Origin of the sequence: Rhizobium sp. CG5, from assembly GCF_023701945.1 — a bacterium.
In the GTDB taxonomy this organism is placed as follows: Bacteria; Pseudomonadota; Alphaproteobacteria; order Rhizobiales; family Rhizobiaceae; genus Allorhizobium.
On record NZ_JABAEF010000012.1, the window covers coordinates 98,398 to 113,348 of the forward strand.

The following is a 14,951-nucleotide window of genomic DNA, read 5'->3' on the forward strand; positions in this document are numbered from 1 at the left end:
GTTGCGACGGCTCGAAGATTTTGGACGGTCGAGGCTATCCTATCAGCGATGACCTAGACCGGTTCATGCTCCCAGAAGCGCAATGTCGTCCATCCGATTTTTTCAAGATGCCCGCGCACACCGATATCACGTGCCTGGTTTCGGGCGATCTTTTCCAGCCAGAAAACCCTGTTCTTCTTTACGGAAGGTGGATGCATGGTGCATCCGTGCCAAAAGCAGCCGTCTAGGAAAACAGCGATCTTCAGGCCGGGAACTGCGAGGTCGCAGGTGAAGCGTTTCATGCCCGGGATTGGGTAATGGATCCTGTAACGAATGCCCTTGGCATAGACTCGTGATCTTACGGCGCGCTCGAACGGATTGTCGTGGCCGCGAGTTCTCTGCATTCGTCGGCGTACAGAAGAAGAGGGTCGTGTGTAATCCATGCTTAATTTCTGCAGGTACACGTGGCATCAAAATGGCGAAGACACGCATTTCGGAGCAGTAAATTCGCGGTCGCCGTTTTTTCGTAGAGGTTCCTATTTGCGCCGCGATGGTAGCAGTATTGTCGAGGCGCAAATCCACTTAACAAAACGCCCGAAACTGTTCAGACAAACCGAGCCAGCTCTAGCCTCCCTTGTGGAAGGTAATGCGCGCCTCCTGGTAGGAATTCATGGGTTTCGGAGCCGGGGGGGCGATTCGGACCTTTCGACAACGGGGAGGCGACCTCCGGTCCCCACGCTTTGACTCATTGGAGTTCGAATGATCCACTCGTCACCTGCCACCGGACTGGGATGGTTTCTAAGTCGATGCCATGATACCGCGCGATCCCCCCATCTTCGATATACGTGATGCCACGGCATACACTTTTGTCGGGGAGGAGCGAGGGCAGCCGCGCGGACGCAAACCAGACAGTCTTGCTGACTTCGAATTACCGGAGCCTTTCGAGTATTGGCCCACCGCCACCCTCGTTGCTTCGGTCAGGACTTGGTTCGGGATCGGCGCCGGGATGCAGCGGAAAATTGAAATCCTTCCGCACCTGAGGTGGGATGAACTGCGCGATCCGAAAACATCTGCCACCCACCGCTCTCGTTTTGTCACTGTGCGTCTGCATTGAAGTATAAAGAGAATAATCGCTGAAGTTGCTCTCCCGCATCTGGACCTTAGCGCTTCCACTGTGCATCACTGCCTTCTGGGGAATTTAGGGGGAGTGCATATGTCCGACGATGTAGCGACTGTTGGCGAAATCGCCGAGCAATCGATCTTCCAGAGCAATCTCTCTGTTGAGGCAAAGATCGAACGAGCGCGAACCGAGCTTCTCGATCTTTCAGCAAGAAACCGACTTCTGAATGTGCCGCGGTTCTCCAAGAGCGCCAAGACGATCGACATTGTCGGGGAGCAGTCGTCGGAAGTCTTCAGGATCCTCGTCGCCGACGGAAAGGCGATGACTTTCCTTGCAGGGGCGAAAGGACGCGAATCTAAGGATGGCGAGGATGCAGATGAGCTCATAGAATTAGCTCTGCCGGACGACGACGAACGCGATGAATCCGGTCGTCTTATAAGGCATCGCGACACCAAGCTTCAGACACGCATGACGCCTAACGCGCTGCAGAAGCGCCTTCTTGATCTCTATTTCGACGCGAGGACGCTCGAGGAGGAGCAGGGGGTAAACATCCTGTACCTCGGTCTTGGCACCCTGAAATGGATCGATCCCAACAATGCGGAGAACGTGCGGTACGCGCCGCTTATCTTGGTGCCCGTGGTTCTGGAGCGGGGAAGCGCCGCAGAGCGTTTCAAGCTGCGAGCTCGTCAGGAGGACTTTGCATCGAACCTGTCCCTCGAGGCGTTCCTCGACCGGGTTCACAAGATCCGGATGCCGGAATTCGAAGCATCCGACGACTTCAATTTTGCATCCTATATCCAGCAGGTGGAGGCCGCAGTTTCGATAAAGCCGAACTGGTCAGTCCAGTCGGACGATATCGTCCTCGGCTTTTTCTCTTTCGCCAAGTTCCTGATGTATCGCGACCTCGACCCCGGACTGTGGCCCGCAGGCGCGAAATTCACTGACAGGCCGCTTATCACGTCATTGGTCTCGCATGGATTTTCCAGGTCCGACGCTTTGCTCCCGGACGATGAGAAGATCGACGCGCATATTTCTCCATCGGAGATGACGCACATCGTTGATGCCGACAGTTCGCAGACCGTCGCCATCCATGAAGCTCGCCGTGGACGCGACCTTGTCATCCAGGGTCCTCCTGGCACGGGAAAATCTCAAACCATCGCGAATATCATCGCGGCAGCCGTGGCCGACGGGAAGACCGTTCTATTCGTTGCTGAAAAAATGGCCGCACTCGAAGTGGTCAAGCGGCGCCTAGACCAGGCGGGGGTTGGGGACGCCTGTCTCGAGCTCCATTCGAACAAGGCGAACAAGCGCGCCGTCTTGGCCGAGCTGCAGCATGTCTGGGAACTGGGAGCGCCGAAGGGAGAGCAAGCGGATGCATTCGACCGACGGCTGCTCGAAGCCAGGGATGGCCTAAACGCGCATCCTGAACGGATTCATCGCATCTATGGGCCGTATGAGCTGACGCATTACCAAGTTGTCGGTCATCTGTCGCGGCTGCGGCGTATAGGCATGCCGCCATCCGACATTGAGATTGCAGGGGCGCCGGGTTGGATACCGGAAGCACGAGAACGGATTACATCTGTTCTATCGGAGTTGGCGCAGCGTATCGACGACATCGGCTTGCCGTCACAGCATGCCTGGTACGGGGTCGGGCTGACTGGCATCACTCCGCTCGACCTTGAGCGGCTAACCAAGCGGCTTGCCGATGCATCCTCTGATCTGAACGCACTGCGCGGGTCGATGAACGGTGTGACGGATGCTCTTCACCAGGCCACGGCGACGTCAGTCACGGATTTCGGCAAGGTAGGCTTGCTGTCCGACCGCATTGCTGCATGTCCGGACGAGATCTCTTCGGAAGCGCTTGCTGCGGAGGTCTGGACTTCATCGCACCAGGATATCGCGAACGCCGTGCGGGACGGTCATGAGTTCCTGAGGCTATCGGGTCAGGTCGATGCGGTGATGACCGCGAGCGCGTGGGGAACCGATCCCCAGCCGGCGCTCGCATCGTTCAATCGGTTGCCGGGTTCATTCCCTGCCTCGACCTTCGCGGTTATCGCGCAGATCGACGCTCTTCTCCCGCGCTTCCTTCAGGCCGCCGCGTCGTTGAAGCAAATGCTCGGGATCAACGCATCACCTACCATTGGATCGATCGGCAGGCTCGTCGCCATCGGTGAACGTGTTGCCGACGCTCCGGATGCAAGTCCGGATGCTTTCGTCGCCGCCATCTGGGAGCGTGGCCTGGACCAGGCGAGCGATCTGGCCGATGCGGTCGCCACCTACAGGAAGATCAAGTCTGAGCTGTCGGGCAAGGTCGCTGACCAGGCGTGGGACATCGATCTCACCCAGGCCCGCACAGCAGTTGCGATGCACGGTCACAAGGCGCTGAAATTCCTGAGCGGGGACTGGCGCAAGGCGAAGGCCCTCCTGCGAACCGTAATGCCTGACGCGCCACCGGACGAGACGGTTCGCCTTCTTGATCTCCTTCACAGGGGCAAGCAGGCGAGAGCCACCATCAAGGATGGTGACAGCCTCGGAAGAGGCGCATTCGGCGCGGACTGGCGCGGCGAGCGCTCCGACCCGACGCCGCTCGAAAGCCTCGTGCTCTGGATGCGCAGTCTGCGGGGGCTTGGCGCAGAAGCCCGGATGATCGCTAGCAGGCTCACTGACAAGCAGGCCGTGGCGTCACGGTGCGAGCAGGTCAGAGCGCTGCTGGAAGTGGCGAGGCGGCTGCTGGATCTCTTGTGGTCAGATCTCGGTGATCGCACCGCGGCTGTCTTCCAGAACGCAATCGCGCCGGATGAAGTCCTCCTCACCCAGGCCGCGGCGGTCCTCAAGGAAATCGCCGCAGCCGACGCCACCTTCGCAGCGGTGGTCCGTGCTCAGCCCGACGCGAACAGCGAACGTATCGCGTGGCTCGAGCGCTTGGTCGCGGCGCAGGAGCGCAAAAAATTCCTCGATGGCTCCGACCAACTCGGGAGGGCCGCTTTTGGCGCGCTCTGGAAGGGCGGTGCATCGGATTGGCCGACGCTTTCCGGCATCGTGGACTGGATCTTCGAAAACGGCGACATTCGCGTCCTTGCGTCCCGGATTTCCGACAGAAGAAGTGTTTCCGCCCAAGCGCGGAAGACCACAAGCGACGCGGAACGGTTTGTCCGTGAAATCCGTGATATCCTGACATTCCTTCAGGCGACACCTGATGCATTGTTCGGTGCCGCCGAGGTCGTCGATGTCACGTTGAACCTGCTTGGGGAAAAGCTGGCCCGATGGATCGAGAACGAGGAACAACTCTCGAAGTTTGCCGCCTACAACGGGCGTGCGGAGGACGCCACGAAGCTCGGGGTAGGTCTGGTCGTGGACCGCCTGCAGGATGGACGGGTTCCGACCTCGGATGTCATCCAGTATTTCGAGATGGCATTCTACGAGGCGATTCTCAGGCACCAGCATGCCAGTGATCCGGAGCTTGCCCGGTTCGATGGTGAGGTCCATGGTAGGCTTGTCAGCGAGTTCGCCTCCCTCGACAAAGGTCGCATGCGGCTTTCGAGGCTAGAGGTCGTGAGGGCTCATCACCGGAGGATTCCCCAGGTCAGCGGCATCGGTCCAGTCGGCATACTTCGGGGCGAAATGGCTCGCAGACGCAACCACATGCCGATCCGGCAGCTCATGCAGAAGGCTTCTCCGGCCATCCAGGCGCTGAAGCCCGTGTTCATGATGAGTCCGCTTTCCATCGCTCAGTTCCTGCCGCCGGGAGTGCTCGAGTTCGATATCCTTGTGATGGACGAGGCCAGTCAGATCCAGCCCGTCGATGCGTTGGGTGCCGTCGCCCGCGCGAGGCAGGTCGTGGTCGTCGGAGACGAGCGCCAGTTGCCGCCAACCAAATTCTTCTCGAAGATGACCTCGGGAGGCTCGGACGAGGACGATGACCACGATGGCGCGCAGGTATCAGATATCGAAAGCATTCTAGGACTGTTTTCCGCAAGAGGACTGCCTGAAAAGATGCTCCGCTGGCACTACCGCAGCCGCCACCAGTCACTGATCGCGGTCTCGAACTCGCAGTTCTACGACAGCAAGCTGTTCATCGTACCAAGTCCCTACACCCAGGAAGCGGGCATGGGCCTTCGCTTCCATCATGTGCCGGGCGGGATCTTTGAAGACGGCATGAACAAGGTGGAGGCAAAGGTCGTCGCGGAAGCGATCATCCGCCACGCCCTGCAGTCGCCCCAGCAGTCCCTCGGCGTTGCGGCTTTCTCGATCAAGCAGCGGCGCGAAATCCAGGACCAGCTCGAACTGCTGCGTCGTCTGAATCCTCAGACTGAGGAATTTTTCCATGCCCATCCGCACGAGCCATTCTTCATCAAGAACCTGGAAAATGTACAGGGTGACGAGCGCGACGTGATCCTGATTTCGGTCGCCTACGCCAAGAACGCGCAGGGCTTCATGGGCATGCGCTTTGGACCTCTCGGTGCCGAGGGCGGTGAGCGCCGTCTCAACGTCCTGATCAGCCGCGCAAAGCGGCGGTGCGAGGTTTATGCGTCGATCACCGACGAGGACATCGATCTCGAGCGCGGCAAGGGCAAGGGCGTATTTGCTTTCAAGCTCTTCCTCCATTTCGCACGCACGGGTCGGCTCTCGATGGCGCAGCGCGCCGACCGCGATATGGACAGCGTGTTCGAAGAGCAGGTGATGGCTGCTCTTCAGGAGCGCGGTTATCAGGTCCACCCACAGGTCGGGATCGCCGGGTTCTTCATCGATCTGGCGGTCGCTGACGAAGCCATTCCCGGACGATATCTGCTCGGGGTCGAGTGCGATGGCGCGTCGTATCACGACTCCAGATCGGCGCGCGACCGGGACCGTTTGCGGCAGGCCGTCTTGGAGGACCATGGATGGACGATACATCGAATCTGGAGCACGGACTGGTTCCAACGGCCGAAGGCGGAGCTGAATCGGTTGGTCGCGTCGATCGAGAAAGCCAAGGCGGATGCGCTCGCGAACGCGGATCTGCTGCAGATGCCGTCTCGAGCGGTTCCGTTTGAAGTCGTCACGATCGAGCGTGAGACGGTCACGGAAATCGGGCTTGAGCCCGTCTCTTACGACAGCTCGACGCCGGTCTACGAGGAAGTCGTCCTAACACCGACCTTGAACCACGAGCTCCATGAAACACCCACGGGAATACTCGTAAATTTGGTCAAGGAAATGGTCGAGACCGAAGGTCCCGTTCACCGGGACGAAACAATCACCCGGATACGTAGCGCATGGGGGCTTCAACAGGCAGGGAGCAGGATAAAGGCCCATGTTGGAAATGCGATTGAAATCGCCGTGAACGGCGGTCATGTCTACCGCTCCGGGGATTTCCTTCTATGGCCGGGAGCCGAGGTCCGTCTGCGCGATCGAAGTGCAGTGGCCACCGTCAGCCTGCGAAGGATTGAGATGATTCCGCCGACGGAAATCGATGCCGGACTGGTGTCGCTGATCGAGACGAGCTTCGGAGCAACGGAGGACGAGGCTGTCAATGCCATCTCCCGGGGGCTAGGCTTTAAATCGACCAGCAGCCAGTTGAGGGATCTGATCGTTTCGCGGATCGAGGCGTTGAAAGCGGAAGGAAGGTTTCAGTTGCGAGACGGCATGCTGACCCTCGGGGTGGCGGCGGCGCATTGAAGGGAGGAGAAAATGCTCGAAGAGATCTGCATTTCCAGTGTCGCGACTTATCCTGAAACTGCTCAGCGCCTCGAGGGATTGAAGCCGATTAACTTCGTCTTCGGAACCAACGGGTCGGGAAAAACTACGATCTCCAGGATATTGGCCGATACCGCAGCTTACCCCACTTGCACTACTATTTGGTTCCGAGGTCGAACTGTCGAGACGCTTGTCTACAACAGCGATTTCGTCGAGAACAATTTCACGGAGCATCTCAAAGGCATTTTCACCCTCGGAGAGGTGGCAGCAGAAAAGCGTAAGCAGATCGAGGAGGCCAAGGCGAAGGTCGCAGACTACCTCGATCAGATCGACAAACTCAAACTCGCCCTGGGTTCAGAAGCAACCAGCACGGGGAAGCTGGGAGATCTCGGGCGGCTCAGGGCTGCGTTCGAAGAACGCTGCTGGCAAATCAAGTCAACGCATGACCGTGACTTCAAGCGAGCATTTGAAGGTGCGAGGAATTCAAAGGAGCGTTTCTGCGACCGTGTTCTGGCGGAAACCGCAGAGAACACCTCGGCGCTCTGCACGCTGGAGGATCTGCGCGCGAGAGCCGAGTCAGTCTTTGCGCAAGCTGTTGCAAAGGTGACTCCGATTACGACGTTCGACGGACGGCGTGTTCTCTCGCTGGGAGATGCAGCCATCCTGGAAAAACCTGTGGTCGGAAAACAGGATGTCGACCTTGCACCACTAATCAGCAGGCTGGGTAACAGCGACTGGGTAAGAGCCGGACTGCATTTTGTCGAAGGCACTGGCGCACCTTGTCCATTTTGCCAGAAGGCAATGGAAGCAGAACTGCTTGATAGGCTCAAAGCGCTTTTTGATGAGGTCTATGTCGCAGACATTAAGGCGATCGAGGGTCTCAGGGATAGCTACGAGATAGAGGCGCAGGCGCTGCTCAACGTCTCGGACGCCGCGCTTTCTTCTGGAAGTCCTTACATGGATGCTGTGACGCTTAGGCCCTTTATCGAGCGATTGCGGGCGGTACTTGAACTCAACAAAAGACATATAGAGAGGAAGCGGAACGAGCCTAGCTCTAGGGTTTGTCTGGAGCCGGTGTCTGAGGCAATCGAGGCTGTCGCTAGTTTCATTGAAAAGGCAAACGCCGCCGTTTCCCGGCATAATCAGCTTGTCGAAAATCTCGGTGCTGAGCGAGGGAGGCTGACATCCGAAATCTGGAAGCTAGTTTGCCACGACAACAAGTCGGCTATTGACTCTTACCTTTCCGAAAAGACGAGCCTCGACAAGGCGGTCGATGGAATGCGAGCGGGTCTCAAAGACAAAAACGAGCGCCTCGCAACAGCAAGGACGACACTGGCCGACCTTGAGAGAAGCGTGACCAGTGTCAGGCCGACCGTCAACGAGATAAACGGAATTCTTGCCTCGTTTGGCTTTACCAGCTTTAAATTGGAAACAGCAGGAGACAGAGATGAATCCTATGCGATCGTCCGAAGCGATGGGAGTAGTGCGCGCAATACGCTGAGTGAGGGAGAGCGGAGCTTCATCTCCTTCCTGTATTTTTACCATCTCATCCGTGGCAGTACAAACTCCGCAGAGATCAGCGGGAACCGGGTGGTGGTCTTCGACGATCCGGTATCCAGTCTCGACAGCGACGTCCTGTTCATCGTCAGTGCGCTTATAAAGCGGGTGCTTTCCGAAGCTTGTTCAGGCAAGGGCGCTATCAAGCAGGTCTTCGTAATGACCCACAACATCTACTTTCACAAGGAAGTGACGTTCGACCCCGATCGGAAAACCGACAAACGTGCCCACGAGACATTCTGGATCGTCCGGAAGACGAACGAGGGAAGTCAACTCGAGGGTTTCGCACACAATCCCATCCGCACGTCGTACGAGTTATTGTGGGAGGAGATCCGTCGCCCCAGCCGTCCGGCAGTGACGATACAGAACGTGATGCGTCGCATCCTCGAGCACTACTTCACGATTCTGGGGAACATGGACAAGGACTCGATCATCGAGAAGTTCGAGGGTCGCGACCAGCAGGTGTGCGCATCGCTTTTCTCTTGGATCAACGACGGATCACACAACTTCAGCGACGAACTTTATGCCAGCCTGGATGCCACGACTGTCGACAAGTATCTGGTCGTCTTCGAGCGCATTTTTGGTGTCACGGGGCACGGTGCGCATTATGCGATGATGCGGGGGCCAGTGCCAATTACCGCGGAAGATAAGGAGATTCCAGCCGAGGTTGTTGCAACAGCAACGGAGATGCTGGAAGAGTCTGGCGTACTTTCGGTTGAGCCCAGCGGCTTCCCAGCGATTCCGGCTTGATAGAGGTTGCGCAGATGGGTGATTCTCGATGGCTGGGACGATACGAAATGAAATATTGCGATGAGGGCTTAGGAAATTGAACCGCTCGCTTGTAGTCAACGTCGATCGTAGAACCTGGCCGCCGCGGGGCACTCTGCCTCGCTTCCCGCGCACTTTCCACCGGGGCGCGGCGACGCAGCAAATCAATATACCGGCGATGCTGCTGCTGATTGGCTATCTGACTACCCCCACCTCGACTACTGGCGTTTCGTTGAGTGAGTTCTGGGCATGGGTTCGTTATCTTGCAGCCATCGCGGACGATGATGATCTTCGACTCACGCGAGGTTTCGCGACCCTCGATGGTCACCAGAAGACTATTCTCAGTGACGACTTCGGCATGGGTCTCCCGATGTTGTGGCTTGGCGACCGCCTTTCGTTCGATCGACAGCTTGACGGATACTACTTCATGCATCGCATTGCTGCCTCCGTGGGTGCTGTACAAAGAAGGTCCGCAAAGCGCGGTCCAAACAAAACACCTGACTTCGTTGCCCGCGATACCAGAGGTGTCTGGCATGTGGTCGAATGCAAGGGAACGCAGTCCGGTTTGGACTATAGCCTGCGTCAGTTAGGATCTAACGGTCCGCCTCCAAGTGGAGGGGTCGCGCAAAAGCGCGCGATCGTGTTTCCTGCCCGTCACACTGGCCAACGTCTGGTGTGCGGGTTGAGCATTGGAGTGGAAGGCGGCGCCGGAACGCGCCTGACCATTATCGATCCTGAACCGAAAGAGCCCTTTGTTCTACGTCAAGATCAATTATATCTAGCCGACGACGCAGCAACCAGAGGCGTGCTCTCGAAAACACTGCGGCTGAGCGGTTTCGAGATAGCCGCTGAAGCAACGGCATCGCCTCTTGGACGTCACCCATCCGCAACCAGATATTCCACGCGCTCTGCGGAACAGGCAAGAGAGGAATTGGTTTCCGCGCGGGATGCGCGTGCTCGAGAAGAACTGCAGAACTCTCTTGGTCGGACGCAGATCTTTGGAGGAGAATTCACGGGCCGCGAGCTAAGATTTGATCTACCTCGGCCTATCTCTCTCAACGGGGATAGGATAACGAGAGCGATTGTCAGACAGGGTGTCAACAAGGAGGTCTTGTTGCAGCTTCAAGAGCGCCCCACGATTCCGGAACCTATTTTTGACAGTCAGTTCAGTTGGACGGCCGAGATGGGGCTTAACACTGCCAAGGGCGACGAACGGACTGCATCCTTCCAGATAGGTCAGGTCTTTCGTTCGGAGTTGATCTTGGAGTGACCTCCGATGGATCCCGTTGGAATGCATTTATCGCAGGGCTTTAAAGTGCGCAAAATTCGATAGCCCATGAATGACTACCTAGGGAATATTCGACCTATTCTATGCGATGTCCGGTGCAGATGCTGTCGGCTGGGACGCGTGCATTCGATGGATGTCTGGCTAGGACAATATTTCCATGGCCCCCGTGGTTGTCAGTCGTAGTTTCAGAGCTGGATCCGCATCTACAAGTGCATCGGTCAACGCCTTCAGCGAAGCAAGATAGTGGCTGAAAATATTTATTCTAAAGAACTAGGGATCGCACCAAGAGGGACGCACGTCGTCGTGATATCAGATCGTCCGTCGCCTTGAAGCGTCGGAATGAAGGCGAGCCGCGCCCCCGGTTTCGGGAACAAGCGGATGAAGATGAACCGCCTGATTACGGATCGGATACTGGGGGTGGTGGACCAGAGGTATAGTGTTCATCTCGTGATAAAGCACAGAATGCGCGCTTCAATTCAGAAACATGCTTACTCATTCGACATCCGAACCTCGATTATGTCGTCGTCTGTGATAACGGGCATGTCGCTGTTCAACCCGGAAATCTCGGCGAGGCAGTGAAACAGCTTGATGACGCGTTGATACTGTCGGACGATGAGATCCAGAATGTCTTCGCCTGCGTTGGTCTCAAATGGCCGGCGATATCGGTAGAATTGGCCTGCCGCAGAGAGTTGGACGGCCATGCCGGAATGCTCGGCGTGACGGCTTCCGTAGGGGCGCCTGTGGGTGAATGTATTCCGAAGCTCGGTTAGATCCCACATCCAGTCACCTGTTTGCCATTGTCCCTTCTGCTTGGATTCTTTGATGAGGCCGCGCGTAATAAGTTCAGCGAGCATGGGGTCGGCATCAAGGTGGCGGGTCCTGAGCTTCTTGCAAAGTGATTTGAACGAGTCGATCTTGCCTGGGTCCTCGCCGACCTTTAACGCGATGAAGGATCCCAGATAGTCCCGCGCCGCTCCGGCATGCATGAAGAAGGAATGAACGTGCGTATTCAGCACCTGATCCAGCGTTCCTGAAACCCGATCATTCTCCAATCTATCGGTAGCCATCAGGTCAACGAGTTGCTCGTGGTAGAAGGCTGCGATCTCCTCAACACTGATATCCATCCCGCGTAGGCTCAACGCGATGAACTGGGCCAGCCTCTCGTCGGGCTGCTGGTCATCGATGATCGCCGCTAATTCCTCATGACTGGCATCCTTGAGCGCATCCAGCCGTGGGCCTCGCCGCTCGTCCCCGATGCGGCTAGAGATATTTCGCCAGAGATCCGATGCGCCAATCATGTGGTTCGACTGCCCAGGAACAATCGGAATCCAGTTGCTGTAGTAGGATCCATTGTTCCACCCGGCGTGTTGAAAAGCGATTGGCGTGACACCGAGGAAGTGTCCGATCTTCCAGATGTCCGTTCTCGCGAAGTTGCCGAATGAGGCGGGCCGACTGTGTGAGAGAACGGGCTCGATCGCCCAGCGGTCATCAAGAATACGTCCGGCCCGTATCCCTCCCGAAAAGTGGAGGTAGAAGCTTTCCCCATCCTTGAGGCGGGGGATCCAGCGCACCGGCTGGCCGTCCATGCGAGGTTCTTGTTCTGTCATCGCTCGCCCTTAACAGTCTAGTTGGCTGATTGCCCATCGGGCACAGGCGAACACCAGAGGAACTACCATGCAGGCGAAAGCCGCCAAGACGAATGACCCCGCCCAGTTGAACATCCTGAATTTCCTATGTGCTATCCTTGCATGGATCGCGGTTTGTACCGCGAGGTCATGGAGATAGGTCGCCGTCGCGGAGTCGCTTTCGGTTGGCAAATACAGCTCAGCCGCCATGTTGGGATAGGCCGCGGTTCCCGCCCTGTCGATGTCTCCGAAATAGAGAAGGTTCTTGTAGTCGTCCTCCCGCTTGTGCATTTGGTCAAGAAACTTTGGCATCAAGGATTTCAGGCTGATCACGGCGGCGATGAAGAGAAGCGGCAAGGCCGCTGTAAACGCGTAGCAGTAGCCGAAAGGAAGCTCGCCTGGAGCTCTTAGGAGTGTGATGATAGCTCCCATCCAGACTGAACAGAAGGTAAGGAGGGCAGCATTCTTGGCCTCGGCAAACTTACCGAAGTCGATCATCCTGCCGTGATTGGCAGCGAGCAACTTCTCATATGCTTCCTGCTGGTCGTTCTTGGCCATCTTCTTTTCCTCAGCCAGAAACCCGCGCAAGCGGGCACTCGTCCATGGTGCCGCAGCAGACCTGACGGCTGGCGCGCAAATACGTGTAGAAGTCGGCTTCTGCCTTTCGCCAGCCGTCCATGTTAAGGACAAGTTCGGCAATCAGCCGCGCGTGGTCACCACACGAGGCCAGCGGGAGACGACGAACATCAGCATGATCGCATTTGCATCTTTGACGCAGCGTCATCACACGTCGCACGGCTGGCACGACGGTGACCACTCGTCGGCCGTCCTGGAGAAGTGCGATGCGATCTCGGCGGCGCCCGCGACCCAGGCGGAGGCGATCGTCTCTCAGCAAGGCTACGAACTTGGGACCAAGTGCCGCGGCATTCTGTTCCGCCATCGCCTGCAAATGTGCAGCCTCCGAGCCATGCGCACGAGCGTCAGCCTTGCCCGGCCAGCGCCGCAGCGCGGCTGCTGAACGTTGGCGGAGCAGAAAGGTCAGAAGCTTTCCCCACCAAGCCTCCGCCTCCTCGTGGTCCTCGATCTGTGTCGGTTCGACTTCACCCCAGTTGAGGCAGAACGTGCCGCCTGGATTGATGTGCCGCTCTGCGCAGAAAGACGGCAGGAGGGTCGCCTCCGCCTCTTTTACAGACACCCTCTCTCCCTCACGTGAGATTTCCAGGATGAACTCGGGTGAGGGAGCGCCGGATGCGCTGGGCGGACAGACTCCGTATATCGCTCGCTCATCGTTTCCCGAGATGAGCCGGGCGTGGTTCTTATGTGCCACGCTGTGAAGATGTTCGATAGGTGACAACGCTGGCCTCAATCGATCTTCGCATGCGGGCGGAAGGGTGTCTCTGCCGCTCGAGCAATGGCAGGACTCGCCGCCGCATAGAGCACGGCCCGCGCCGCCTTTGCTGTGCTATCATCCTCGGCGGCAAGTGCTTCGAGCGCGACATCGTAGGTCAGGTTAGCGACCCGGCGGGACGAGCCGAAGAGCTTCCGTACCGACGACGGCCCGTCATCGTAGGCCGACTGGCCGATTGCCGTTTGCGTTCCGTTGCACCGCTTTTGTTCGGCCTCGGAAAGCAGCACCGAGCGGCCGGTGGAGCAACGAACGCGGCTCCCCTGCATTCCAAGGCGCGTGATCGAACCCGGGCCAAAGTCGAAGCCGATGGCAAGGCCCAGATCGTCTGTGTCCACGCCATTATCCTGAAGGCGTTCGAGAGCAAGATCGAAACTGCTACGAAGTCCGCCGGCACAGAGTACCGCCGTGGAGATGGTGGCATCGGTGTCAGTGGTGTAGGCGGTGCCCTCGAGGAGGTGACCATGGACGCAGTCGCCGATGAAGCGAATCCGGCGCCCGGAGAAATCCGAGGTGACAACACGATCAAGTTCTGCGCGGATTACATGAAGGCAGCGGACGACGTCTTCCGCATCATCATCGATGTGGGAGTCGACGTAAGCGGTGAAATTATCCACATCGGCGTAGATCGAGACCATGTCCATACGGCGAGAGTTACCCGGTGTAAGAACGGTGATATCCAGGTTCTTCAAGGGAGGTGTCGCTCGAGAGAAAGAGAATGACCCGATGGGATTGTTCTCGTTGTCCTTTCTCCACTCCTTCACGATCGAATCCTTGCTCAGACCGAGCTGGGCATTGTCTGCGCACTGTGCGATTTCATCGTCCGTGAGCTTTGTCTTCGCAGGTACATCAACGGTGTCGAGATCGATCGCATCGCGGGCCTCGTTGCTCAGATAGATCCCGACCGCCTTGTTGTTCGAGGCGAGCTTTGCGGCAATGTTTGCCGGACGACCGAGAAAAAGCGGCTCGCGGTATCCATTGCGCCCGTTGTTTACGGCCAGTGCCTTCCCGGTGTCGATGCCGACGCGCACCTTCGCGTTAGGGATATTCTCGTCATTGTCCCCGGTCTCGGCAAGAACATCCACGATCAGCTTGGCTATCGCCACCGCGCGGTCCACACGGTCACCCGTCGCATCCGTCCCGTAGGGCTTGGCGATGACTGCGTGCAGGCGCTGGTTATGGAAGTCCACCCGGATGGCATCTGCGTCGGCAAGGATCCGGTGCACTGCTCGGTAATGGAGGTTCAGGAACCGGAGCGCGCGCTTGTGGGAAGTTTCTCCTTCGGTATCCGTCGACCAGAGCATCTCTTCGAAGTTGACGATGTCGATGTAGAGATGAACGCCGTCCAGGCGATAGGCCTTGTTCGTTGGGATCGACTGAAGCGAGGTGGTTCGTGTGTAGTCGACCACCGTTACGTTTTCGACGTCCTTGATGCGTGCGTCGATTGCGGTTTTGGCGCGGTCGTGCTTCCAGGTATTTGCCATTGCTACTCAACTCCAGGATTTCCGTGCATTTCGGACGGTGTCCAACTCACGCGAT

General features: G+C 57.7%; 9 protein-coding genes. 4 read left to right on the forward strand and 5 right to left on the reverse strand.

The annotated features are described in order from the left end of the window. Positions 1-53: 53 nt before the first annotated feature. Positions 54-422 (reverse strand): very short patch repair endonuclease, encoded by a 369-nt coding sequence (locus tag HGO38_RS19500; RefSeq protein WP_250957566.1) that lies wholly within the window; start codon positions 420-422, stop codon positions 54-56. A 368-nt stretch (positions 423-790) separates the two neighbouring features. On the opposite strand from HGO38_RS19500, the gene HGO38_RS19505 reads away from it, so the two are divergent. The 4 genes from HGO38_RS19505 (at position 791) to HGO38_RS19520 (ending at position 10,364) form a co-directional block, all read left to right on the forward strand. Further along, a complete protein-coding gene (locus HGO38_RS19505; RefSeq protein ID WP_250957567.1) occupies positions 791-1,093 on the forward strand; it encodes a hypothetical protein in 303 nt (100 codons plus the stop codon). 99 nt (positions 1,094-1,192) lie between these two features. Continuing rightward, positions 1,193-6,751: a DUF3320 domain-containing protein gene (locus HGO38_RS19510; RefSeq protein WP_250957568.1), complete on the forward strand. Its 5,559-nt coding sequence runs from the start codon at positions 1,193-1,195 to the stop codon at positions 6,749-6,751. Positions 6,752-6,763: 12 nt separating this feature from the next. Continuing rightward, positions 6,764-9,076 carry an AAA family ATPase gene (locus HGO38_RS19515; protein ID WP_250957569.1) on the forward strand — a complete coding sequence of 771 codons (2,313 nt, stop codon included), beginning with the start codon at positions 6,764-6,766 and terminating at the stop codon, positions 9,074-9,076. A gap of 196 nt (positions 9,077-9,272) precedes the next feature. Next, positions 9,273-10,364 carry a hypothetical protein gene (locus HGO38_RS19520; protein ID WP_250957570.1) on the forward strand — a complete coding sequence of 364 codons (1,092 nt, stop codon included), beginning with the start codon at positions 9,273-9,275 and terminating at the stop codon, positions 10,362-10,364. 506 nt (positions 10,365-10,870) lie between these two features. On the opposite strand, the gene HGO38_RS19525 is transcribed toward HGO38_RS19520, so the two are convergent. From HGO38_RS19525 to HGO38_RS19540, 4 genes are read right to left on the reverse strand one after another with little or no spacing between them, the layout of a single operon-like run. After that, positions 10,871-11,968: a hypothetical protein gene (locus HGO38_RS19525; RefSeq protein ID WP_250957571.1), complete on the reverse strand. Its 1,098-nt coding sequence runs from the start codon at positions 11,966-11,968 to the stop codon at positions 10,871-10,873. Positions 11,969-11,998: 30 nt separating this feature from the next. Beyond that, positions 11,999-12,565, reverse strand: coding sequence for a Pycsar system effector family protein (locus HGO38_RS19530; RefSeq protein WP_250957572.1), 567 nt, complete (start codon positions 12,563-12,565; stop codon positions 11,999-12,001). A gap of 10 nt (positions 12,566-12,575) precedes the next feature. After that, complete coding sequence (locus HGO38_RS19535; RefSeq protein ID WP_352230504.1) at positions 12,576-13,334, reverse strand: E2 domain-associated cysteine-rich protein; 759 nt, start codon at positions 13,332-13,334, stop codon at positions 12,576-12,578. 35 nt (positions 13,335-13,369) lie between these two features. Further along, a complete protein-coding gene (locus HGO38_RS19540; RefSeq protein ID WP_250957574.1) occupies positions 13,370-14,896 on the reverse strand; it encodes an adenylate/guanylate cyclase domain-containing protein in 1,527 nt (508 codons plus the stop codon). Between the last annotated feature and the right edge of the window lie 55 nt (positions 14,897-14,951).